Genomic DNA, 20,685 nt, shown 5'->3' with positions numbered 1-20,685 from the left:
TTAGCTAAGGTCTACCGCGATGCGTACCAGCCAATATCTGCTTTCCACTCTCAAGGAAACCCCCTCCGACGCTGAAGTTGTCAGCCACCAGCTGATGCTGCGCGCCGGGATGATCCGTAAACTGGCCTCCGGCATGTATGCCTGGTTGCCAACCGGTCTGCGGGTACTGAAAAAGATCGAGAACATTGTTCGCGAAGAGATGAACAATGCGGGTGCCATCGAAGTCTCCATGCCGGTGGTACAACCCGCCGAGCTGTGGCAAGAGTCAGGCCGCTGGGATGACTACGGTCCCGAGCTGTGCCGTCTGACCGACCGTCACAACCGCCCCTTCGTGCTGGGCCCGACCCACGAAGAGGTGATCACCTCGCTGGTTCGTTACGAAGTGAACAGCTACAAGCAGCTGCCGCTCAACCTCTACCAGATCCAGACCAAGTTCCGCGACGAAGTGCGCCCCCGTTTCGGCGTAATGCGTGGCCGCGAGTTCCTGATGAAGGATGCCTACTCCTTCCACATCGACAAAGCCTCGCTGATCGATACCTATGAGCGGATGCACGCCGCCTACTGCACCGCCTTCACCCGCATGGGTCTGAACTTCCGTCCGGTGCAGGCCGATACCGGCTCCATCGGCGGTACCGGTTCCCACGAATTCCAGGTGCTGGCCGAGAGCGGTGAAGATTTGATCGCCTTCTCCGACAGCTCCGAGTACGCCGCCAACATCGAGATGGCCGAAGCACTGGCACCCGCTGGTGAGCGCGCTGCCGCCACCGCAGCCATGACCAAGGTTGCCACCCCGGCTGTTCACACCATCGACGAAGTGGCCGCCTTCCTGAGCGTGGCACCGACCGCCATCGCCAAGACCCTGCTGGTTCTGGCCGAAGAGGACGAGCACGGTAAGCAGGCAGTCATCGCGCTGGTACTGCGTGGCGACCACGAGCTGAACGAAATCAAGGCCGAGAAGCTGGCTGGTGTCGCCAATCCGCTCACCTTCGCCAACGACGAGCAGATTAAAGCTGCCGCCGGTTGCGATGCGGGCTCCATCGGCCCGGTCGGCTTTGCCGGTCGCATCATCGTCGATCGCAGCGCCGCCCATCTGGCGGACTTCGTCTGCGGCGCCAACGACACCGGCTGCCACCTGACCGGCGCCAACTGGGATCGCGACATCGCCGCTTACGAAGTTGCCGACCTGCGCAACGTGGTGGAAGGCGACCCGAGCCCGTGCGGCCAGGGCAAGCTGCTGCTCAAGCGCGGTATCGAAGTGGGCCACATCTTCCAGCTGGGGACCAAGTACTCCGAAGCGATGAAGGCGAGCGTGCTAAACGAAGGCGGCAAGTCCGTCACCATGGAGATGGGTTGCTACGGTATCGGGGTTTCCCGTCTGGTGGCCGCCGCCATCGAGCAGAACAACGACCAGTACGGCATCATCTGGCCGGACGCCATCGCTCCGTTCGAAGTGGCTATCGTGCCGATGAACATGCACAAATCCGAGCGCGTGGCCGAGCAGGCACAGCAGTTCTACGCCGAGCTGAAAGCCGCCGGTGTCGATGTGCTGTTCGACGACCGTAAAGAGCGCCCGGGCGTGATGTTCGCCGACATGGAGCTGCTGGGTGTGCCGCACGCCATCGTCATCGGCGATCGCAGCCTCGACAACGGCGTGGTGGAGTACAAGTGCCGCCGCTCCGGCGAGAAGCAGGAAGTGGCCATCGGCGATATCATCGCCATGCTCAAGGCCAAGCTGGGTCGTTAATTCCGCCCCCCTTGCCAAGATAAAAAAAGCGCGCCATTTGGCGCGCTTTTTGTTTCTGCTTTCTCTGACGACCGCAACCGGATGGCAATCCGATTAGAAGGTGAATTCGCCGCCCATGAACCAGCCGTCGATAGACTGATCGATGTTGTCAAAGTCGACCTTGGCTTCACGCCAGCCGGCACGCAGCTTGATCGGCATGGAGGAGAACTTGTAAGAACCACCCAGACGGTAGTCATAGTTGTCCGCATCGTGGGTACGCAGGTCGCCGAAGAAGGCGAAACCGGTGCGAGGAATGTTTACTTCGCCGCCAGCATAGGCCATCAGAGTATCTTCTTTATAACCCTGGCGACCCCAAGTTACCTGCTCACCATCGTAGTGACGGCCGGTCATGCCCAGATCGATCTTGAACAGATCGTTGTTGAACAGACGGTAGTAGAGACTCAGATCGTAGGCGGTCAGATCATTTTTGAAGGCGCCACCGGAGGTGCTGAAATCGGAGATTTCAAACTTGGCGTTCGGCAGGAAGATGATGCCGTGTTCCAGCTGCAGATAGCCGTTCCAGTTGTAGTTGTCATCGTAGTTGGTGCTGCGGTTATAGGCCTGACCACTACCCTGAGAAGCCCATACATCCGCACCGGCGGCAAAACGCCAGTCATCAGCGGCCATGGCACCCTGGCTGCACAGAGCCAATACAACACCGGCAATCAGCGTCTTTTTCATTACGTCACTTCCTCTTGCATACATGGAAAGGGCACTATTTTACTCGGTGCAGCCAAAATACCCAGCGGGAATGCTGAACAAACGACGACAAATGTCAGTGCTTCATATGCTTCATGCCTGCCATCGGCTCAATCGGCTTCACTGGCAGTGACAGATCCAGCTTCTGGCCATCGTCCATGGTGAGGGTCAGCGGCATGGGAGTCTGCTCGGAGAGCGTGCCCACCTCGAACAGCATGATGTGCAAACTGCCCGGTTTGAGTACCGCCTCGCCCTTGGCCGGGATCTCGATGCTCTCGACCTGACGCATCTTCATCACGCCATTTTCGTGCAGATGAGTGTGCAGCTCGGCACGCCCGGCCGCAGCAGAGGCCGCCGCCACCAGCTTGACCGGCTGGTCGGCGTCATTCTTGAGCACCATAAAGGCGGCGGTGTTGGGGGAACCCGGCGGCAACAGTCGCACATAGCCGTCGACAGCCTCGACCTTGGCCAGTGCTGGCGCAGTCATACCCAGTACCAGCAGAGAATAAAACGCACGTTTAAACATGGTTGAAATCCTTTTATGATGTTGTTAAACGGCAGCAAGGTTACCCCAGCGGCAACCTTTTTTGCACCTTTCAATAACAAGGATTTAGACATGGCCCCCATTCTCATTGCCGAGCAGCAGGATGGCTTGCTCACACTGACCCTCAACCGCCCCGACAAGCGCAACGCCATCAATACCGAGCTGTATGAGCAACTGGTGGCGGCGCTGCGAGAGGCGGCGGCCGATGACGAGGTGCATGTCCTGTTATTGCAGGGGCAGCACGACTGTTTCACTGCGGGCAATGATCTGGCCGACTTTATGGGCAAGAGTTCGCTGGAGCCCGACGACCCCATACTGCAGTTCCTCCACACCCTGGCGGATTTCCCCAAACCGGTGATCGCTGCAGTTGGCGGCCCGGCGGTGGGGATCGGTACCACCATACTGCTGCACTGCGATCTGGTCTATCTGGGGGATAACGCTAGGTTGCAGCTTCCCTTTGTCGAGCTGGGGCTGGTGCCGGAGTTTGCCTCCAGCCTGCTGTTGCCGCGCCTGGTGGGTCACCTCAAGGCGGCCGAGCTGTTGCTGCTGGCCGAAGCCATTGATGCCGAGGAAGCGCTGCGGCTCGGGCTGGCCAACCGGGTGGTAGCTGCCGATGGGTTGCTCCCCTTTGCCCGCGAGCAGGGGTTGAAGCTGGCGGCAAAACCGCCCAGGGCGCTGCAAAAGAGCAAGGCACTGCTGAAACAGGAGCTCAAACAGGCGGTGCACTTTGTCATCGATCTGGAGGCGCGCGCCTTCGCCCAGGCACTGCAAGGGGAAGAGGCGCAGCAGCGCATCGCCCAGAAACTCAAACGGCGGAGCTGAGCTGCCGCTCTGCGCCGGTCAGTTGAGACGAAAACGGCCGATCAGCTCGCAGCCCTGCACCTTGTCCTGTAGCTGGATCAGCTGGGCAATCTCCGGATTGGGGTGACGCTTGAGGAAGGCGAGCAGGGCTCCGCGGCAGCAACCCAGCTCGCTGATCAGCGCCTCGCACTCCCGGTTCGGGCATTGTGGCACCAGCGCCGTCACCAGCTCGGCGGCGAGCTTCAGGTAGCGCAGCTCGTAAGTCGGCTCATCCATCGCCCGCCAGAAATCGGCCAGCCGGTGGCAGGTGGCGACCCGCATGGTGGCCAGTTCCGGCAACTCGACCTGGGTCATCTCATAAACATCCCCCAGCGCCTGCTGATAAAAGCAGATCGCAGCCCCCAGCGAACCGGCCTGCCAGGCTCGATCCGCCTCCAACATGTATCGTTGCCAACTGTGCGGTGTCATCTCGCGCTCCCGGGTCCGTCATCGTGGGAGTGTTATCATGGCTAATTGAGAATAAATATCAACCAGAGGGTTAGTGCAGGATCTCTCCGCACCTTGGCAAACCGAGCGCCCGACCTTATGATCGTGCCCTTCCCTCTTATTTGGAGCACCCCACAATGCGACCTTGTCTCCCGCAGATGCTGGGCTGCTCCCTGCTCTGCGTGCCCCGCATGCTGGTCTGGATCTATTAGCTGCGCTCACCCGCACGCAACCAATCCGATCCATTCAGCAAAGGAGTACCAGCATGAACACCTGCCAACACTGGTCGCAGGTTGAATTCCTGCACCTGACGGTGACCAACCCCAATATCTGCCTCAAAGGGCAGCACAGCTACTACTCGGGCGCCTGGGATGGCCCCTTCGAAGAGGTAGCGGTGCGCTACCTCCATGGCGACCGCTTCAGCCGCAGCCCGGACACCGGTTGGGAGCCGCTGTGGCATATCGACCGGCTCCATATCGGCGACTATGTGCAGATTGCCGCCGGGGTGAAGATCATCATGGGGGGCAACCACACCCACAACACTGCCTTCATCAGCACCTATCCGTTTGCCGATCTGGCGGCGCTCAAGCACAGCTACCGCCCCGCAGGCGATACCTGCATCGGCAACGATGTCTGGATCGGCATGGAGGCAATGATCATGCCCGGCGTCACCATCGGCGATGGCGCCATCATCGCCGCCCGCTCACTGGTCAATCAGGATGTGCCGCCCTATGCCATGGTGGCGGGCACCCCGGCCAGGGTAGTGCGGATGCGCTTTGGCGAGAAGGAGATTGCCCGGCTGCAGGCCCTCGCCTGGTGGGATTGGCCAGATGAACAGGTCAACGCCCTGCTGCCGCTGATCCAGCAGGGTGAAGTCGCCCTGCTTGAGCAGGCGGCCGCCCGCTGGCCTGAGTGCCATGAGTGACCACTGCTAACCAGCTGACAGCAGAAGGGCGACCCTGGGGTCGCCCTCTTTCCTCTTCGGCATGCTTTGGATGCCGTCATCGCTTATCCGGTCACTGCGCCGTTTTTGACTGATTAAGGTTGCACTGCTTACCGGGATAACCGGGCAGATCACTGGCATCGCTGCCGCAGGCGAGTCGTTTGGCCTGTTGCAGCCGGGCCGCCAGATTGGCGCTGTCCACCGGCATCCACTGCATCTGCTTGCCGAGCCAGCTGGCCCAGGCAAACTCGACGAAATAGACCTGCTTGTTCTTGCTGAAGTAGCCCGCATCCTGCAACAACCCGGCCAGGGTGCGATAGGGGTAATCGGGCAGCTTGTCGATGCGGGTCGGCAACTGCTCCGGGGTCAGCGGCAGCCCCTTCTCATCCTTGAGCCAGGCCCAGTGGTTGTTCTGCATCTGGCTCCAGAAATTGTCTTTATCCTGCAGGCGACCGATCACCTTGACCCGGGCATCCTTGACTCCCTGTTGCCACAGCGCCTTGGTGAGATGGTGCCGGTCCACCAGCCAGTAGCCGCCATCCGGCGCAATCACTACGGGGATCTCTTTCTTTTTCATCAACTTGTCGAGCTGCTTTGCGCTCATGCCCGCCAATGTGGCCTGGGTCTCATCGACCTGGATCTGGCCGACGCCCCCCTGAGTCGGATGCAAGGCATCGATGCCGATCTCGCACCAGTTGCCCACCGCCGTCTCGCTCTGGCACGGGGCCAATGCCCAGGCGCCCTGGCTCAACACACAGGCCAGCAATAACCATGCTTTCATCGTTTGATACTCCTTGCCACATTGAACTGCAGAGACACCCGCATGCCCCCGCATCCCCGACTGGGGTTGAGAGCCAAATGCTGGCGGCCAGACCAGTAAACGGGATATCATGATTCCCCATCTGTCGGCGACATTTTCTCGCCGAGTTTTCTCCCCGCTTCACACTATTTGAAGGATCCGACCCATGAAAGGATGGAGCCCCTTGCTGGCCCTGTTGGGCTGCGCCGCTGTTCAGGCTGCCGATATTCCCGCCGGAACACAACTCGCCGCCGAACAAATTGTCGTTCGCCACCTCAAGGATGAACCCGCGAGCCTGAGCCCGCTCAAGCTGGTCGGCCTGCCGGAGTTGCAGGTACTGCGGGATCTGTTCGAGGGGTTGTTGACCCAGGGGCCGGATGGCAAACCGGTTGCCGGGGTGGCGGCCAGCTGGGAGAACAAGGGCAACCAGTTCTTTACCTTCCATCTGCGCCCGGATGCGCGCTGGTCCAACGGCGATCCGGTCAAGGCCGGCGACTTCGTCTACGGCTGGCGCAAGCTGGTCGATCCGAAAGAGGCGGCCACCTTCGCCTGGTTTGCCCAGTTGGCCCGCTTCGACAAGGTGGACGAGATAGTGGCTGACAAATTGCCTGCCAGCGAGCTGGGGGTCAAGGCCCTAGATGACCACACCCTGCAGGTGACCCTCTCCCAGCCGGTGCCCTACTTCCTGAGCCTGCTGAGCCACCCCAGTCTGTCACCGCTCCATCAGGCCAGCATCGAGCAGTACGGCAACCAGTGGACCCAACCCGGCAAACTGGTGGGCAACGGCGCCTTTGTGCTGAACAACCGGGTGGTCAACGAGAAGCTGGAGCTAACCCCCAACCCCTACTACTGGGATCAGGCCCATACCGTGCTGACTAAAGTGATCTTCATGCCGATCAATCAGGAGAGCGCGGCCACCAACCGCTATCTGGCTGGCGATCTGCATATCACCGAATCCTTCCCCAAGGAGCAGTACGCCAAGCTAAAGCAGCAGATCCCGAATGAGGTCTACACCCCGGATCAGCTCGGCACCTACTACTACGCCTTCAATACCAAGCAGGCGCCGCTCGACGATGTGCGGGTGCGCAAGGCGCTCTCCTACACCATCGACCGTGCACTGATCGCCGACAAGGTGCTCGGCACCGGCGAGAAACCGGCTTATCACTTCACCCCGGATGTGACCGCCAGCTTTACTCCTGCCGCCAACCTGCTCTCCACCAGCAGCCAGCCGGAGCTGGACAGCAAGGCCAAGGCCCTGCTCAAGGAGGCCGGTTACGGCCCGGACAAGCCGCTCAAGCTGACCCTGCTCTACAACACCGCGGAAATTCACAAGAAGATGGCGCTGGCCATCGCCAGCATGTGGAAGCAGAAGCTGGGCGCCGAGGTCGAGCTGACCAATCAGGAGTGGAAAACCTATCTCGACAGCCGCCAGAGTGGTCAGTTCGAGGTGATCCGCTCCTCCTGGGTGGCGGACTACAACGACCCCTCCGCGTTCCTCGGTCTGTGGGGCTCCCGTCACAGCGGCAACATGGCTGGCTTTGCCAATGCCCGTTATGACCAACTGCTGGCAGAGGCGGCCAGCACTCAGGATGCCGCCAGCCGCAGCAAGCTGTTTGGCGAGGCGGAGGCGATCCTGCTGGATCAAGCCCCCATCGCCCCCATCTACCAGTACACCAACGCCCGCCTCATCAAGCCATGGCTCAAGGGCTACCCCATCAACAACCCGGAAGATGTGGCCTACAGTCGCCAGCTCTATCTCGTCAAACACTGAGCTGGCAGCCAAGGCTGAAACCAAAGAGGGCCGCCTGCGGCGGCCCTCTTATTGGATACTGTTCATGCTCAAGTTTTAGGCATAAAATGCCGCCCTTCTACTGAATTCCCCCTCTTATCATCGGTTGAACATGCGTTATCTGTTACTGCTCCCCCTGTTATGGACCCTGCCAGCGCAGGCCAATAATGAAGCAAAATGCCAGCAAGAGTTTGTCGACTGGATGCTGCATCAGCAGCAACAGTTCAGCGATCGCAAATCTGACAAGATGGAGCGGCGCCGGGCCGAGCGCGCTATCGAACTGGCCCGTCAGGAGTACGACAAGCAGACCAGCTTTTGCAAGACGATGGCGCTGGTGCGCAGCTACAAAGATAGCGATCCGCGCTTTAAACCGAGAACCGGTGAAATTCATGATTTCGCTGTGACTGAGCAAGATGAACGCAGCTAACCCCAGCCCAACATGACACCATCACCGGCTATCGTCGCCAATAAAAATGCCAGTCATTGCGGACTGGCATTGCTCATTTGGTCATGTTGACCGGCGCTCTCTTCGCTGGTTACTGACCGGTTATGATCACCTGGGGTTCAGCACAGCTAAACTCCGGCACCTTGGCCATGGCATCCAGCACCACCTGAATACCGGCGCCCGGTTTGCAGGCGTTCTCGCTCAGGTGACGGCGCCAGGCGCGGGCCCCCTGCATATTCTGGAACAGCCCCAGAATGTGGCGAGTCATGTGGGAGAGGTAGTTGCCCTTGGCCAGCTCCTGCTCGATATAGGGCAGCATCATCCGCACCACCTCGTGGCGACTCGGCACGGCGTTATTCTGGCCGAACACCAGGTTGTCTACCTGCGCCAGAATGTAGGGGTTCTGATAGGCTTCACGCCCCATCATCACGCCATCGACGTGTTGCAGGTGCTCCAGAGTCTGCTCCATGGAGGTGACGCCGCCGTTGAGGGCGATGGTGAGATCCGGGTAATCCTGCTTGACCCGATAGACCCGAGGATAATCGAGGGGCGGGATCTCGCGGTTCTCCTTGGGGCTCAGGCCGCTCAGCCAGGCTTTGCGAGCATGCACGATAAAGGTGTCGCAACCGGCATCGCGCACCTGTTCGATAAAGGCCTGCAGAAATTCGTAGGAGTCCTGATCGTCGATACCGATGCGGGTCTTCACCGTCACCGGGATATCGACCACATCGCGCATCGCCTTGACGCAGTCAGCCACCAGCGCCGGTTCACCCATCAGGCAGGCACCAAAACGACCGTTCTGCACCCGATCGGAAGGGCAACCGACGTTGAGGTTGATCTCGTCATAGCCACGCTCTGCGGCCAGCTTGGCGCAGTGGGCCAGATCGGCGGGATTGCTGCCCCCCAGTTGCAGGGAGATGGGGTGCTCCTGCTCGCTGTAACCCAGATAATCCCCCTTGCCGTGGATGATGGCGCCAGTGGTCACCATTTCGGTATAGAGCAAGGTCTGGCGACTCATCAGTCGATGAAAGTAACGGCAATGCCGATCAGTCCAGTCCAGCATGGGGGCGATGGAAAAACGCTGCGCCTGCATAAAAATCATCCGGGTTGGCTAAAGAAAGGGGCGGATTTTATCACAACGTGAAGCAGCCCCAGAAAATGAATTTTGTCGCCGCGCCATGCGAGGCCCTGTGATAGTATCCGGCTAATAGAAAGGGTATCTGCGCGATCATGAATCAAGACCAACTTTTACAACGAGCCGAGCGACTCTGTATACAGCGAGGGATCCGCTTCACCCCGACCCGGCGTCAGGTATTTCGCCTGCTGGCGGCACACGGCAACGCCATCAGCGCCTATGATTTGTTAGCCCAGTTGCAACAAACAGAAGCCAATGCCAAGCCGCCAACCGTCTATCGGGCGCTCGATTTTTTGCTCGAACAGGGCTTTGCCCACAAGGTGGAATCTCTCAACGCATTTATCTTCTGCTGCCACTTCGATCACGCTCACCCGATGCAGTTACTGATTTGCGACGTGTGCGGTGATGTGGTCGAGCTTCACGATACGGCGATCGATAGCGCGTTTTCCGAGCAAGCCCACTTGCATGGTTTTACTATTACCAATAAGACAATCGAGGCACATGGCCAATGTGCTCGCTGTACGCCCACTGTAGGAAGTCATCATGAAGGCTGATTTTGTAAATCCGTTCCTGCTATCCCTGCTCAATGTGCTCTCGACCATGGCACAACTGGAACTCAAACCGGGCAAACCGAAACGCAAGATGGATGAGCTGGCACGCGGCGATGTCTCCGGCCTGATCGGCATGGTCGGCCCGCAGACTCGTGGTTCCCTCTCCATCAGCTTCGAGAAGGGTCTGGCGCTGGAGATCATGCGCCGTATGCTGGGGGAAGCCCCCGCCACCATCAACGAAGAAGTGACCGACATGGTGGGCGAGATCACCAACATGGTAACCGGTGGTGCCAAGCGGATGCTGGGTGAGAAGGGTTACGAGTTTGACATGGCAACCCCCATCATCGTCTCCGGCCCCAATCACACCATCACCCACCGGGCCGATGGCACCAAGATCATGATGCCGTTCGAATCAGATTACGGCCGCGCCACTATCGAAATCTGCTTCGAGTAACCCTATGTGGAAAGCATTGAAATGGATTTTCATCTGCTGGGCCCTGCTGCTGATCCTGTCGGATATCCAGATCAGCACCTCCCTCTACAAGTACGAGGATAACCGGGTGCTCATCAACTTCCCGCGCTGGGAGGCCAAGGATCCATGGGGTACCCTCGAGTGGCATGAGGGACGCATCAGCAGCCACTGGTATGGGCTGGAGGGAAAACCAAAACCGGCAGCCCCGCAAATCTGAACCGTCAAATCGTTAGAACATAACTACCGCAACAATAGAAGAGGCCAGCAGATGCTGGCCTCTTTGCTATCTCGTTAACCTGGGATCAGGCCGCTTCGGCAGCCAGTTTAGCGCCCGGACGCACCAATATACCGACTATGCAGGCCAGCAGGGTCGGCATCAGCCAGGCGAGGCCCTGGTCAAACAGCGGCAGGAAGGCAAAGCCGTCCATCTTCATACCGGCAGCACCCAGCCCATCGAGACAGCCAAACAGAAAGGCAACCGCCAGCACGCCACGGAACACCAACCGTGGATGGGCAAACCACCCCTTGAGGAAGGTGACCAGTACCAGCGCGATGGCAACCGGATAGATGGCCACCAGCACCGGAATGGAGAGGCTGATCAGCTGACTCAACCCCACATTAGCGACCAGCGCACAGAGCGCCCCCAGCAGCATGACCCAGTTGCGATAGGCCCAGCCGGTCAGGCCGTGGAAGTAGTCTGCGCCAGCACAGAGCAAGCCGACCGCGCTGGTAAAACAGGCCAGAGTGATGATGGCGGCCAGAATGAACTGCCCCGGCTGGCCAAACAGGCTCAGCACGTAGGCATTGACGATGGCGCCGCCATTACTGACATCGCTCGCCACCCCACCGGCGCTGTTGCCCAACTGAAAGAGCGAGACATACACCGCCGACAACCCGACCGCCGAGATCAAGCCCGCAATGGTGAGGTACTTGAACTGGCTGCGATAATCCTCGATCCCCTTCTGGCGCAGCAAACCGATGATCAGGGCGCCAAACATCAGGGAGGCCAAGGTATCCATGGTGTTGTACCCCTCCAGCATCCCCTTGGTGAGCGGCGCACTGATGTACTCGCCGCTGGCATCGGGCATGGTGCCCTGCGGCGCCATAAAGACCCCGACCGCCAGAATAAGCAGCATCGCCATCAGGGCCGGAGTCAGATACTTGCCGATAGCATCGAGCAGCTTGCCCCGATCGAGTGACACCAGGATCACCAGCGCAAAGAAACTCAGGGTGTAGATCAGCAGTCCCTCATGACCGGCATCCCCGAGCCAGGGCTTGAGCCCCATCTCGTAGGCGACCAGACCGGTGCGGGGAATGGCGAAGGCGGGCCCCATGATGATGTAGATAGTGATGGCCAGCGCCGTCGCCGCCCCGGCGGGCAGATAGCGGGTCATCCCGGTCCATCCGCCCGCGCCGCCCCCCGAGCTCCCCTTGGCCACCGCAATCAGGGTGATCAGCGGCAAGCCCACCGCCGTCAGCAAAAAGCCGCACATGGCGGCCAGCAGATGCTCACCAGCCATAAAACCGGCCAGCGGCGGAAAAATGATATTGCCTGCCCCCAGATAGAAAGCAAACGTCATAAACCCCAATCCGAATACGTCGGACAACTTCAATGATTTCGTCAAACCCAACCTCATCTGCCTTTATCAGCTTGTTATTGATTGCACCCACTGCCTGGCAGATAACCGGTAACAATACCTCTGGCGCCCATTCGGCCCGCAGACCGGATGAGGCGCTCCATCCTTAGCATAAAGAAGAGGAGTTCGATCTCAATCACCAAGTAATATCTTGAAACAATTTATCCAAGCAGAATTAATCACCGAACGGTTCGGCTATTCAGCAGCGGATAGCGCCTCGGGCGTGCAGGATGAGAGGTGAGAACGGGCAGCAGAGGAGTGGCAAGGGCGCAAGCAAGTAGCAACGGCTGGTCAGATGCTATCTGTACACAGTGACCGTCATGGCGGTGCCAACCGCTGTGCCGCAGCGAGACTGGCTGAAAACAAGAGAGCCTGCACGGGGCAGGCTCTTGGCAACATCACATCAGGTGATCAGGCAGCTTCGGCGGCCAGTTTCTCGCTCGGGCGAACCACCATGCCTACCACGCAGGCCAGCAGGGTTGGCATCAGCCAGGCGAGGCCCTTGTCGAACAGCGGCAGGAAGGCAAACGCATCCATCTTCATACCGGCAGCACCCAGACCATCCAGGCAACCGAACAGGAAGGCAACCACCAGCACAGCACGGAACACCAGACGAGGACGACCGAAGTAGCCTTTCAGGAAAGTGACCAGCACCAGCGCCACTGCAACCGGATAGATAGCAACCAACACCGGGATGGAGAGGCTGATCAACTGGCTCAGACCCACGTTGGCAACCACGGCGCAGATAACGCCCAGCACCACCACCAGCTTCTGGTAGCTGATACCGGTAAGGTTGTGGAAGAAGTCGGAACAGGCGGAGATCAGACCCACAGCGGTAGTAAAGCAAGCCAGGGTAATGATGGCCGCCAGGATCAGTTGGCCGGGCTGACCAAACAGACTCAGCACGTAGGCGTTGACGATAGCGCCACCGTTGCTGACATCGGTTGCCACGCCCGCAGCGGTGTTACCCAGACGGAACAGGGAAACGTACACCACGCACAGACCAATGGCAGAGATGAGGCCAGCAATCGCCAGATACTTGAACTGGCTCTTGTAGTCGTTGATCCCTTTCTTGCGCAGCAAGTCGACAATCAGGGCACCAAACATCAGGGACGCCAGAGTGTCCATGGTGTTGTAGCCTTCCAGGATCCCTTTGACGAAGGGGCTGTTCTGATAGTCACCGGACGCATCAGGCATGGTGCCCTGCGGCGCCACGAATACCCCTACAGCCAGAGTCAGCAACAGCAGCATCAGAACCGGCGTCAGGTATTTGCCGATGGCGTCCATCAACTTACCCTGGTTCATGGAGACCAGCATGGCGATACCGAAGAAGACCACAGTGTAGGCAGCCAGACCCGCTTGACCCATGTCGCCGATAAAAGGCTTGAGGCCCATTTCATAGGCAACCAGACCGGTACGGGGCGCGGCAAAGGCCGGGCCAATGATGATATAGATGGCAACGGCCAGCGCGGTGGCGATACCGGTAGGCAGCAGTTTGGTCATGCCAGCCCAGCCATTGCCAGCTTTGGCCACGGCCAGAATGGTCACCAGGGGCAGGCCCACGGCGGTGACCAGGAAGCCAAACATCGCCAGGGAGAGGTGCTCACCGGCCATGTAACCGGCCAACGGCGGGAAAATGATATTGCCAGCGCCCAAGTAGAAGGCGAAGGTCATAAACCCCAATCCGAGTACATCGGACAATGTGAGTGATTTCGTCAAGTTGAACCTCGTCTGTCTTGTAAATTATTGCTTGTTATAGTTTTTATCGGTCACTGACCGGGTGTGTTCAGGGGGGATAAAAAAAGAGCCCCGCGTGTTTTTTCATCACAACCAGTGGTTTTAGCTGGTCTGGAGCGGGCGCTCGATCTGGAACCAGCATAATGGCGTGAAAAAATAGTTCAAGACGAAATTTACATCTTCAAATAGTAGGGAATGGTCAGATGGATATATCTGTCGGAATAGCCTCCATCAGCAGAATGGATCACAATACTGCCCCTCTCACACCTGTTTAATCCTCTGCCAAGTAGCAATAAAACGCGATTTGCCTCTTTACCCTCTCTGGTGATAACAGCTGTATAACAAATCCCATGCAGATCATAATGCGCCGAGATGCATAAAATTTCATCGGCCATCGCCGTCGGCAGCACCAGCGCCACCTGCCCGTTCGGGCTCAGCAAACGATCGCAGGCCGCCAGTAATGCGTGGCTGTCGAGGGCGCCGGTATGACGGGCCAATGCCCGCGCCGGATCGCTAAATGACTGGCCTGCCACAAAATAGGGGGGGTTGGAGACGATAAGATCGTAGGGTTCGCCCTGATAATCCTGAATAGCGCGCTCGATAATCGCGACTCGCTCGGCCCAGGGTGATGCCGCCACGTTCTCTCTTGCCTGGGCCGCTGCATCCTTATCCAGCTCCACTGCATCGATGAAGCAGTCAGATATGCTGCGCTGAGCCAGCATCAGAGCGATCAGACCACTGCCGGTGCCAATATCGAGCACCCGGCGCACCTGTTCGACCGGCGCCCAGGCACCGAGCAAAATGCCATCGGTGCCCACCTTCATGGCGCAGCGATCGTGGTTGATATGGAACTGTTTGAAGGTAAATCCGCGGCTACGCCCCATCTGGCCCCCGTCATCAGTGAAAATGGTGGGCGATTATAGCGGCTAAGCCACACTCGCCATAGGAGCCGACGAGATAATCGCCTATAATCTGCCGTTTCCTTAATGACCGAGTATTGCCATGAGCCAGTCCTTTGATGATTTCGACCTGAATCCCGCCCTCAACCGGGCCTTGGCCGAGATGGGATTCACCCGCCCCACCACCATCCAGCAGATGGTGCTGGAGCCAGCCCTGGACGGCCGCGATATTCTGGCATCCGCTCCAACCGGTACCGGCAAGACGGCCTCCTTCCTGCTGCCGGCGCTCCAGCATCTGCTGGACTTCCCGCGCCGCAAGCCGGGCCCGTGCCGCATGCTGATCCTGACCCCGACCCGCGAGCTGGCACTGCAAGTCACCGCCCACGCCAAGGCGCTGGCGGCCCACACCAACCTCAGCATCGAGACCATCATCGGCGGCGTCAGCCACGATGAGCAGCTGCCGGCCCTGACCAAGACCACCGATATCGTGGTCGCCACCCCGGGTCGTCTGCTCGAGTACATCGAGAAAGAGGAGTTCGAGAGCCACGACATCGAGGTACTGGTGCTGGATGAAGCGGACCGTATGCTGGACATGGGCTTTATCAAGGATGTGAACCGCATCGTCGCCGAAGCGCGCTACCGCAAGCACACCATGCTGTTCTCCGCCACGCTGGAAGGGGCGGGTCTGGAGCGATTCGCCAACGAGATCCTCAACAACCCGGTCGAGCTGCACGCCGAGCCGCCGCGCAGCGAACGCCGTCCGATCACCCAGTGGGTGCATCTGGCCGATGACGCCGCCCACAAGCTGGCGTTGCTGATCCATATCCTCAAAGATCCGGAAACCCAGAAGGCGATTGTCTTCGTCAGAACCCGCGAGCGATTGGCCGAGCTATCTGGTCAATTGCAGGCAGCAGGCATCTCCTGCGCCTGGATCCGTGGCGAGATGGAGCAGAGCAAGCGCGTCGAGTCGATCCGCAAGTTCCACGCCGGTGAAGTCCCCTTCCTGGTCGCCACCGATGTCGCCGCCCGCGGCATCGACCTGCCCAACGTCAGCCATGTCATCAACTATGACATGCCCTACGGCACCGACGTTTACGTCCACCGGATCGGCCGCACCGGCCGTGCTGGCAACCGTGGCTGCGCCATCAGTCTGGTCGAAGCCCATGACATGGCCATCGTCGCCAAGATCGAACGTTATACCGAAGAGCGTCTCAAGCGCCGGGTGATCGACTCCCTGCGCCCCAAGCACAAAGAAGCCCGGGTGCCGGTGAAGAAGAAAAAGCCAAAAGATGGCAAGAAGAAGACCGCAAAGAAGAAAAAGAAGTAATCATCACGGTGCGCTTTCCCTGCCATAGCAAAACGGCCATCCCTCGGGATGGCCGTTTTTCATCTGCTATCTCACCACTCGCGCTATCGCCACCACCCGTAAAAGATGAGGCGATGTAGCGTATTGGCAGGGTAGCGAGTCACGCTCACAGCGTGATTTTTATTGGCTACTGGCTACTTTGCGCATACCGATATGGGGAATATCGTCTTCGATATAACCTTCCCCTTCAGCCACAAAGCCATGCTGACCATAGAAGCCCTGCAGATGGGCTTGGGCGCCGAGCCAGATACTGTGGGCTGGCCAGCGCGCCTCGCACGCATTCACCGCTTCACCCATTAACTGATGGCCGAGACCGCCCCCTCTCGCCCTGGGCGAGGTGACTACCCGACCGATGGCAACACCACTCTCATCGCCGCCCTGATCAACAATGCCGGGCGCCATGATCCGGGCATAAGCGGCCAGCTGCTCACCCTGATAACCAAGCAGGTGCCAGACCCCCTCGCGGCGATCCAACCCGTCCAGATCCTGGAAGGGGCAGGTCTGCTCCACCACGAACACCTCGGCCCGCAGTGCCAGCAACTCGTACAACTCATCAGTGGTCAGCTCGGACCAGGGTTTCAGGATCCAGTTCATTGGCAACTCCTTATCAATTCGGCCTGCCAGCATAATCGGGCGGATCTGCGCTGGCATTAACCTTGGTTAAGTTCTTTCAGCCGTTTGCAAATGCGGCTCAGGCTGACCGGCAGGCGTGATGCCGAAACGAACTGTGTGAGAGGTTGGAAATCGGGTGGCGACACTGCCCCTCATGGCGAATAGGCGACACTACTCATTGTTAAGCACTTTCAGCCGTTTACGAATGCGACTCAGGCTGATGGGGGTGATGCCAAGATAGGCGGCGATCTGGTGATCCGGCACTCTGGCGGCCAGCCCGGGGAAACATTGCAAGAAGTGCTGGTAGCGAGCCTGCGGACTTCCAGTCAACAGCAGCAGCTCTTTCTCCTCTTTGATACGCAGTTGCACGGCAAGCAAGTGCTGATACCAGCCTGACCAACAGGGAAGTTGGCGCAGATCCGTCAGCTGGAAGATTTGCAGGCGGCAGGGCTCCAGCGCCTCCACGCTATAGCGGGCGGGCTCGCCACTGAGCAGATGATGGAAGTCGAGAAACTCGTCCCCCTCCCAGTAAAACTCCTTGATGTACTCGCGCCCATCCGCCAGCACCACCTTGGCCCGTAGCAGTCCCTGCTCCACCCTGACCAGCAGATCCGGGCTGTCACCGGCGTGCCAGAGGCAGGATCTGGGGGTAAGGGTCAGCGAACGGGCAAAAGAGAGGAGGCGCGTGGCCTCCTGCTCTTCAGTGACCTGCTCCCAACTAAAGGGGGGTCTGTCGGTCATCATGACACTAGCTGCGACGCTGACGCACGGCTTCGAACAGGCAAACGCCAGTGGCCACCGATACGTTGAGGCTGGATACCGCCCCCGCCATCGGAATGCTAACCAGTTCATCGCAATGTTCGCGAGTCAGGCGGCGCATCCCTTTGCCTTCAGCACCCATCACCAATGCCATCGGGCCAGTCAACTTGGCCTGATAGAGGTCATGATCGGCCTCACCCGCAGTACCAACCAGCCAGACACCGCGATCCTGCAACTCACGCAGGCTGCGGGCCAGGTTGGTCACCTGGATCAGCGGCACCACTTCGGCGGCGCCGCAAGCGACTTTACGCACCACCGACGTCAGGCCGCTGGCCTTGTCACGCGGCACGATCACCGCATGGACGCCAGCCGCATCGGCGCTGCGCAGGCAGGCACCGAGGTTATGCGGGTCGGTCACCCCATCCAGCACCAGCAGGAAAGGCTGGGCTTTTTGTTCTACCAGGCTGTCCAGCAAGCTGGCCAGATCGTGCTCGGCCAGCTTGGGGGCCTCAATCACCTTGGCCATAATGCCCTGGTGATTGTTACCTTCCGCTTTGTCGTCAAGGGTCTTGCGGTTCACGCCCTGCACCTTGAGACCGAGGGATTCCAGCTCGGTCAACAGCGGTTGCAGCCGGTCGTCATCGCGTCCCTTGAGGGCCCACACCTCGATAAAACGCTCCGGGGTGCGCTCAAGCAGCGCAGATACAGCGTGAATGCCGTAGATCAGTTCAGTACTCATTTCGTGCTCTTGGCCTTATCGCGAGCATTTTTGCTCGGTCGTCTGTTGCTCGGTTTGGCGCGGCTACCCTTGTCGGATTTGCCGCTATCCTTACCCTCTTTACGTTTATCGTGACGCTGGCCACCCTTGGCAGGCTTGCGCACCACCTCTTTGCCATCCTTGCCGGTGAGTGGCGCTTCCACCATCACGAAGTCAATCTTGCGATCATCCAGGTTGACGCCCATCACCTTGACCCGCACCTTGTCACCCAGACGGTAGCGACGGCGGAAATTCTCGCCGATCAGCTGCATGTGCAGGGGATCAAACTGGTAGTAGTCGTTGGTGAGGGTGCTGACATGGACCAGACCATCGATGTGGATGTCGGCCAGGCGAACAAAGAAGCCAAAACCGGTGACGCTGGCAATAACGCCATCGAACTCGTCACCCACATGATCCAGCATGTACTCACACTTGAGCCAGTCAGCCACATCGCGAGTGGCATCGTCGGCACGACGCTCGGTCATGGAGCAGTGCTCACCCATCGGGTCCACTTCTTCCAGCTGGTAGTGATAACCACCGCTCGGGGTCCACTTGTTGCGCAGGTTGCCCTGTTGCTCCTTGGCAGTCTGATACTTGATGGCACGGTGCAGGATGAGGTCTGGATAACGACGGATCGGCGAGGTGAAGTGCGCGTAGGACTTCAATGCCAGCCCGAAGTGACCGATGTTGTCAGCCTGATAGATGGCCTGACGCATAGAGCGCAGCAGCATGGTGGAGAGCAGCTCCGCATCCGGGCGCCCTTCAAACTTGGCAGCCAGCTCGGCAAAGTCTTTCGGCTCTGGCTCTAGGCCACCCTTAAGCTCCAGGCCCAGCTCGGCCAGGAAGTCACGGAAACCGGTCAGGCGCTCTTCGCCCGGACGATCGTGCACCCGGAACAGGGCTGAGGCTTCGTTCTTTTCGATGTAACGGGCAGCGGCCACGTTCGCCTGGATCATGCACTCTTCGATGATCTTGTGAGCATCGTTACGCACCAGTGGCACTATCTGGTCGATCTTGCGCTGAGCGTTGAAGATAAAGCGCGTCTCTTCGCTCTCGAACTCCACCGCACCGCGCTGATGGCGGGCATGCTTGAGCGCCTTGTAGAGCGTGTTGAGCTCTTCGATATGACCCACCAGCGGATCATATTGCTGACGCAGTTTCGCATCGCCATCCAAAATCGCGGCGACCTTGCTGTAAGTCAGCCGCGCGTGGGAGTTCATCACTGCTTCATAGAACTTGTAACCGGACATGCGGCCAGATGCGGAGATAGTCATCTCGCACACCATGCACAGACGGTCAACTTGCGGGTTCAGGGAGCACAGACCGTTGGAGAGCACCTCCGGCAACATGGGCACCACGAACTCGGGGAAATAGACGGAGTTGCCGCGCTGATAGGCTTCGGCATCCAGCGCTGTGCCAGGCTTCACATACGCAGAGACATCGGCAATGGCAACCCACAGGCGCCAGCCGCCACTGCGTTTGGCTTTACAGAAGACCGCATCATCGAAGTCGCGGGCATCTTCACCATCTATGGTCACCAGCGGCAATGCACGCAGATCGATACGACCCTCTTTGGCTTTCTCTGGCACCTGCTCGCCCAAGCCAGCAACCTCTTTGGTCACCTCTTCAGGCCAGGTATGCGGGATGCTGTGAGTGCGCAAGGCGATCTCAATCTCCATCCCCGGTGCCATATTTTCGCCCAGCACATCCAATACAGAACCGACTGCATTGCTGCGGGAGGTAGCGCGCTGGTTGATGCGCACCACCACCACCTGGCTCTGGCGAGCACCTTTATTCTCACCTTCCGGAATGATGATGTCCTGACCGATACGGCTGTCATCCGGCACCACGAAACCAACGCCATTCTCGACGAAGTAACGGCCGACAATGTCTGCCTCACGGGACTTGAGCAGGCGCACCAAACGCGCTTCCTGACGACCCTTGCGGTCAATCTCGGTCGGCTGCACCAGCACATAGTCGCCATGCATCAGGCGCTGCATCTCGCGATTGTTCAAAAAGAGATCAGGTCCACCACCTTCCGGGCGCAGAAAACCGAAACCATCTTTGTGGCCAAGTACAGTGCCTTTGACCAGATTCAGACGATCCGGCAAGGCGTAGCATTGGTTACGAGTGAATACCAGTTGTCCATCACGCTCCATGGCACGCAGACGACGGCGCAACGCTTCCAGCGGCTCTTCATCGGTCAGTTTGAGGGCCTTGGCCAACTCTTCCCGAGACATGGGCTTTTCGTGGCCCTTGATGAGTTCCAGCAGCATCTCGCGACTGGCGATGGGATTTTCGTATTTTTCGGCCTCGCGTTGGAGGAAAGGATCTTTTTGAGACATAAGCAGGCCTTAGGGTAGGTAGTAACCCAGACATTATATCGAAGGGGGGGGCGAATGGCATCCATCGACTGCCTTTTGGCCAATCTCTCTGTCATACTGAATCAAGTTTGCTGGCATGATGAGACC

The 20,685-nt window shown here is 59.0% G+C and carries 21 protein-coding genes; 9 read left to right on the top strand and 12 right to left on the bottom strand.

The genetic code is table 11. From position 1 onward, the window contains the following. The first annotated feature begins 19 nt into the window (after window positions 1-19). Window positions 20-1,744 carry a proline--tRNA ligase gene (locus tag ACY8FN_RS06755; RefSeq protein WP_463099553.1) on the top strand — a complete coding sequence of 575 codons (1,725 nt, stop codon included), beginning with the start codon at window positions 20-22 and terminating at the stop codon, window positions 1,742-1,744. Between the two features lie 93 nt (window positions 1,745-1,837). Here ACY8FN_RS06755 and ACY8FN_RS06750 read toward each other — a convergent pair whose 3' ends face one another. Both ACY8FN_RS06750 and ACY8FN_RS06745 read right to left on the bottom strand, forming a co-directional pair. Beyond that, window positions 1,838-2,464, bottom strand: coding sequence for a TIGR04219 family outer membrane beta-barrel protein (locus ACY8FN_RS06750; protein ID WP_139729201.1), 627 nt, complete (start codon window positions 2,462-2,464; stop codon window positions 1,838-1,840). A 94-nt stretch (window positions 2,465-2,558) separates the two neighbouring features. Continuing rightward, window positions 2,559-3,008: a copper chaperone PCu(A)C gene (locus tag ACY8FN_RS06745; RefSeq protein ID WP_042019462.1), complete on the bottom strand. Its 450-nt coding sequence runs from the start codon at window positions 3,006-3,008 to the stop codon at window positions 2,559-2,561. Between the two features lie 90 nt (window positions 3,009-3,098). Between ACY8FN_RS06745 and ACY8FN_RS06740 the strand changes: the two genes are divergently transcribed. Further along, window positions 3,099-3,848, top strand: coding sequence for an enoyl-CoA hydratase-related protein (locus ACY8FN_RS06740; RefSeq protein WP_463099552.1), 750 nt, complete (start codon window positions 3,099-3,101; stop codon window positions 3,846-3,848). Window positions 3,849-3,866: 18 nt separating this feature from the next. Here the strand turns inward: ACY8FN_RS06740 and ACY8FN_RS06735 are convergent, their stop codons facing one another. After that, complete coding sequence (locus ACY8FN_RS06735) at window positions 3,867-4,295, bottom strand: DUF2753 family protein (RefSeq protein WP_463099551.1); 429 nt, start codon at window positions 4,293-4,295, stop codon at window positions 3,867-3,869. Between the two features lie 283 nt (window positions 4,296-4,578). On the opposite strand from ACY8FN_RS06735, the gene ACY8FN_RS06730 reads away from it, so the two are divergent. After that, window positions 4,579-5,238 carry a CatB-related O-acetyltransferase gene (locus tag ACY8FN_RS06730; protein WP_463099550.1) on the top strand — a complete coding sequence of 220 codons (660 nt, stop codon included), beginning with the start codon at window positions 4,579-4,581 and terminating at the stop codon, window positions 5,236-5,238. A gap of 91 nt (window positions 5,239-5,329) precedes the next feature. Here the strand turns inward: ACY8FN_RS06730 and ACY8FN_RS06725 are convergent, their stop codons facing one another. Then, window positions 5,330-6,037: a ParB-like protein gene (locus ACY8FN_RS06725; protein ID WP_463099549.1), complete on the bottom strand. Its 708-nt coding sequence runs from the start codon at window positions 6,035-6,037 to the stop codon at window positions 5,330-5,332. Window positions 6,038-6,221: 184 nt separating this feature from the next. Between ACY8FN_RS06725 and ACY8FN_RS06720 the strand changes: the two genes are divergently transcribed. Both ACY8FN_RS06720 and ACY8FN_RS06715 read left to right on the top strand, forming a co-directional pair. Further along, window positions 6,222-7,826, top strand: coding sequence for a peptide ABC transporter substrate-binding protein (locus tag ACY8FN_RS06720; protein ID WP_463099548.1), 1,605 nt, complete (start codon window positions 6,222-6,224; stop codon window positions 7,824-7,826). Between the two features lie 130 nt (window positions 7,827-7,956). Beyond that, window positions 7,957-8,271, top strand: coding sequence for a hypothetical protein (locus ACY8FN_RS06715; protein ID WP_463099547.1), 315 nt, complete (start codon window positions 7,957-7,959; stop codon window positions 8,269-8,271). A gap of 109 nt (window positions 8,272-8,380) precedes the next feature. On the opposite strand, the gene dusA is transcribed toward ACY8FN_RS06715, so the two are convergent. Then, the gene (dusA, locus tag ACY8FN_RS06710) at window positions 8,381-9,382 is read right to left on the bottom strand and encodes a tRNA dihydrouridine(20/20a) synthase DusA (RefSeq protein WP_463099546.1); all 1,002 of its coding nucleotides are present in this window, start codon (window positions 9,380-9,382) and stop codon (window positions 8,381-8,383) included. Between the two features lie 137 nt (window positions 9,383-9,519). Between dusA and zur the strand changes: the two genes are divergently transcribed. Genes zur through ACY8FN_RS06695 form a run of 3 tightly spaced genes read left to right on the top strand, consistent with a single transcriptional unit; the run spans window position 9,520 to window position 10,664 of the window. After that, window positions 9,520-9,978, top strand: coding sequence for a zinc uptake transcriptional repressor Zur (gene zur, locus ACY8FN_RS06705; protein ID WP_101325890.1), 459 nt, complete (start codon window positions 9,520-9,522; stop codon window positions 9,976-9,978). Continuing rightward, window positions 9,968-10,429 carry a chemotaxis protein CheX gene (locus ACY8FN_RS06700; RefSeq protein ID WP_016351979.1) on the top strand — a complete coding sequence of 154 codons (462 nt, stop codon included), beginning with the start codon at window positions 9,968-9,970 and terminating at the stop codon, window positions 10,427-10,429. The genes zur and ACY8FN_RS06700 overlap by 11 nt, the downstream gene beginning before the upstream one ends. A 4-nt stretch (window positions 10,430-10,433) precedes the next feature. Then, complete coding sequence (locus tag ACY8FN_RS06695; RefSeq protein WP_139694371.1) at window positions 10,434-10,664, top strand: hypothetical protein; 231 nt, start codon at window positions 10,434-10,436, stop codon at window positions 10,662-10,664. Window positions 10,665-10,749: 85 nt separating this feature from the next. Here the strand turns inward: ACY8FN_RS06695 and brnQ (ACY8FN_RS06690) are convergent, their stop codons facing one another. The 3 genes from brnQ (ACY8FN_RS06690) to ACY8FN_RS06680 all read right to left on the bottom strand — a co-directional run bounded on the left by brnQ (ACY8FN_RS06690) (window position 10,750) and on the right by ACY8FN_RS06680 (window position 14,705). Beyond that, complete coding sequence (gene brnQ / locus ACY8FN_RS06690) at window positions 10,750-12,027, bottom strand: branched-chain amino acid transport system II carrier protein (RefSeq protein ID WP_463099545.1); 1,278 nt, start codon at window positions 12,025-12,027, stop codon at window positions 10,750-10,752. Window positions 12,028-12,495: 468 nt separating this feature from the next. Beyond that, on the bottom strand, window positions 12,496-13,803 hold the full coding sequence (brnQ, locus tag ACY8FN_RS06685) for a branched-chain amino acid transport system II carrier protein (protein ID WP_463099544.1): 1,308 nt from the start codon (window positions 13,801-13,803) through the stop codon (window positions 12,496-12,498). 191 nt (window positions 13,804-13,994) lie between these two features. Continuing rightward, the gene (locus tag ACY8FN_RS06680) at window positions 13,995-14,705 is read right to left on the bottom strand and encodes a tRNA1(Val) (adenine(37)-N6)-methyltransferase (RefSeq protein WP_463099543.1); all 711 of its coding nucleotides are present in this window, start codon (window positions 14,703-14,705) and stop codon (window positions 13,995-13,997) included. Window positions 14,706-14,823: 118 nt separating this feature from the next. On the opposite strand from ACY8FN_RS06680, the gene srmB reads away from it, so the two are divergent. After that, on the top strand, window positions 14,824-16,047 hold the full coding sequence (srmB, locus tag ACY8FN_RS06675; RefSeq protein ID WP_042019443.1) for an ATP-dependent RNA helicase SrmB: 1,224 nt from the start codon (window positions 14,824-14,826) through the stop codon (window positions 16,045-16,047). Window positions 16,048-16,206: 159 nt separating this feature from the next. Here srmB and ACY8FN_RS06670 read toward each other — a convergent pair whose 3' ends face one another. The 4 genes from ACY8FN_RS06670 to rnr all read right to left on the bottom strand — a co-directional run bounded on the left by ACY8FN_RS06670 (window position 16,207) and on the right by rnr (window position 20,559). Next, a complete protein-coding gene (locus tag ACY8FN_RS06670; protein ID WP_101348158.1) occupies window positions 16,207-16,680 on the bottom strand; it encodes a GNAT family N-acetyltransferase in 474 nt (157 codons plus the stop codon). Window positions 16,681-16,869: 189 nt separating this feature from the next. Continuing rightward, window positions 16,870-17,442 (bottom strand): Crp/Fnr family transcriptional regulator, encoded by a 573-nt coding sequence (locus ACY8FN_RS06665; protein ID WP_463099542.1) that lies wholly within the window; start codon window positions 17,440-17,442, stop codon window positions 16,870-16,872. A 4-nt stretch (window positions 17,443-17,446) separates the two neighbouring features. Then, window positions 17,447-18,196, bottom strand: a complete 750-nt coding sequence (gene rlmB, locus ACY8FN_RS06660; protein ID WP_068977609.1) for a 23S rRNA (guanosine(2251)-2'-O)-methyltransferase RlmB — start codon at window positions 18,194-18,196, stop codon at window positions 17,447-17,449. Further along, the gene (gene rnr, locus ACY8FN_RS06655) at window positions 18,193-20,559 is read right to left on the bottom strand and encodes a ribonuclease R (protein WP_042019439.1); all 2,367 of its coding nucleotides are present in this window, start codon (window positions 20,557-20,559) and stop codon (window positions 18,193-18,195) included. Before rnr ends, rlmB begins: the two co-directional genes overlap by 4 nt. Between the last annotated feature and the right edge of the window lie 126 nt (window positions 20,560-20,685).

It is taken from the genome of Aeromonas sp. 160P, assembly GCF_055193095.1.
Note: the sequence above shows the minus strand (reverse complement) of the source record. Positions and strands in the feature narration are given on the sequence as shown.

Coding starts and splice junctions, on each gene's coding strand:
- ACY8FN_RS06720 (WP_463099548.1), top strand. CDS start 6,222: ATGAAAGGATGGAGCCCCTTGCTGGCCCTGTTGGGCTGCGCCGCTGTT.
- ACY8FN_RS06670 (WP_101348158.1), bottom strand. CDS start 16,680: ATGAACTGGATCCTGAAACCCTGGTCCGAGCTGACCACTGATGAGTTG.
- rnr (WP_042019439.1), bottom strand. CDS start 20,559: ATGTCTCAAAAAGATCCTTTCCTCCAACGCGAGGCCGAAAAATACGAA.
- ACY8FN_RS06730 (WP_463099550.1), top strand. CDS start 4,579: ATGAACACCTGCCAACACTGGTCGCAGGTTGAATTCCTGCACCTGACG.
- srmB (WP_042019443.1), top strand. CDS start 14,824: ATGAGCCAGTCCTTTGATGATTTCGACCTGAATCCCGCCCTCAACCGG.
- zur (WP_101325890.1), top strand. CDS start 9,520: ATGAATCAAGACCAACTTTTACAACGAGCCGAGCGACTCTGTATACAG.
- dusA (WP_463099546.1), bottom strand. CDS start 9,382: ATGCAGGCGCAGCGTTTTTCCATCGCCCCCATGCTGGACTGGACTGAT.
- ACY8FN_RS06740 (WP_463099552.1), top strand. CDS start 3,099: ATGGCCCCCATTCTCATTGCCGAGCAGCAGGATGGCTTGCTCACACTG.
- ACY8FN_RS06695 (WP_139694371.1), top strand. CDS start 10,434: ATGTGGAAAGCATTGAAATGGATTTTCATCTGCTGGGCCCTGCTGCTG.
- ACY8FN_RS06680 (WP_463099543.1), bottom strand. CDS start 14,705: ATGGGGCGTAGCCGCGGATTTACCTTCAAACAGTTCCATATCAACCAC.
- ACY8FN_RS06725 (WP_463099549.1), bottom strand. CDS start 6,037: ATGAAAGCATGGTTATTGCTGGCCTGTGTGTTGAGCCAGGGCGCCTGG.
- ACY8FN_RS06745 (WP_042019462.1), bottom strand. CDS start 3,008: ATGTTTAAACGTGCGTTTTATTCTCTGCTGGTACTGGGTATGACTGCG.
- ACY8FN_RS06715 (WP_463099547.1), top strand. CDS start 7,957: ATGCGTTATCTGTTACTGCTCCCCCTGTTATGGACCCTGCCAGCGCAG.
- ACY8FN_RS06735 (WP_463099551.1), bottom strand. CDS start 4,295: ATGACACCGCACAGTTGGCAACGATACATGTTGGAGGCGGATCGAGCC.
- ACY8FN_RS06755 (WP_463099553.1), top strand. CDS start 20: ATGCGTACCAGCCAATATCTGCTTTCCACTCTCAAGGAAACCCCCTCC.
- ACY8FN_RS06700 (WP_016351979.1), top strand. CDS start 9,968: ATGAAGGCTGATTTTGTAAATCCGTTCCTGCTATCCCTGCTCAATGTG.
- rlmB (WP_068977609.1), bottom strand. CDS start 18,196: ATGAGTACTGAACTGATCTACGGCATTCACGCTGTATCTGCGCTGCTT.
- ACY8FN_RS06750 (WP_139729201.1), bottom strand. CDS start 2,464: ATGAAAAAGACGCTGATTGCCGGTGTTGTATTGGCTCTGTGCAGCCAG.
- brnQ (WP_463099545.1), bottom strand. CDS start 12,027: ATGACGTTTGCTTTCTATCTGGGGGCAGGCAATATCATTTTTCCGCCG.
- ACY8FN_RS06665 (WP_463099542.1), bottom strand. CDS start 17,442: ATGATGACCGACAGACCCCCCTTTAGTTGGGAGCAGGTCACTGAAGAG.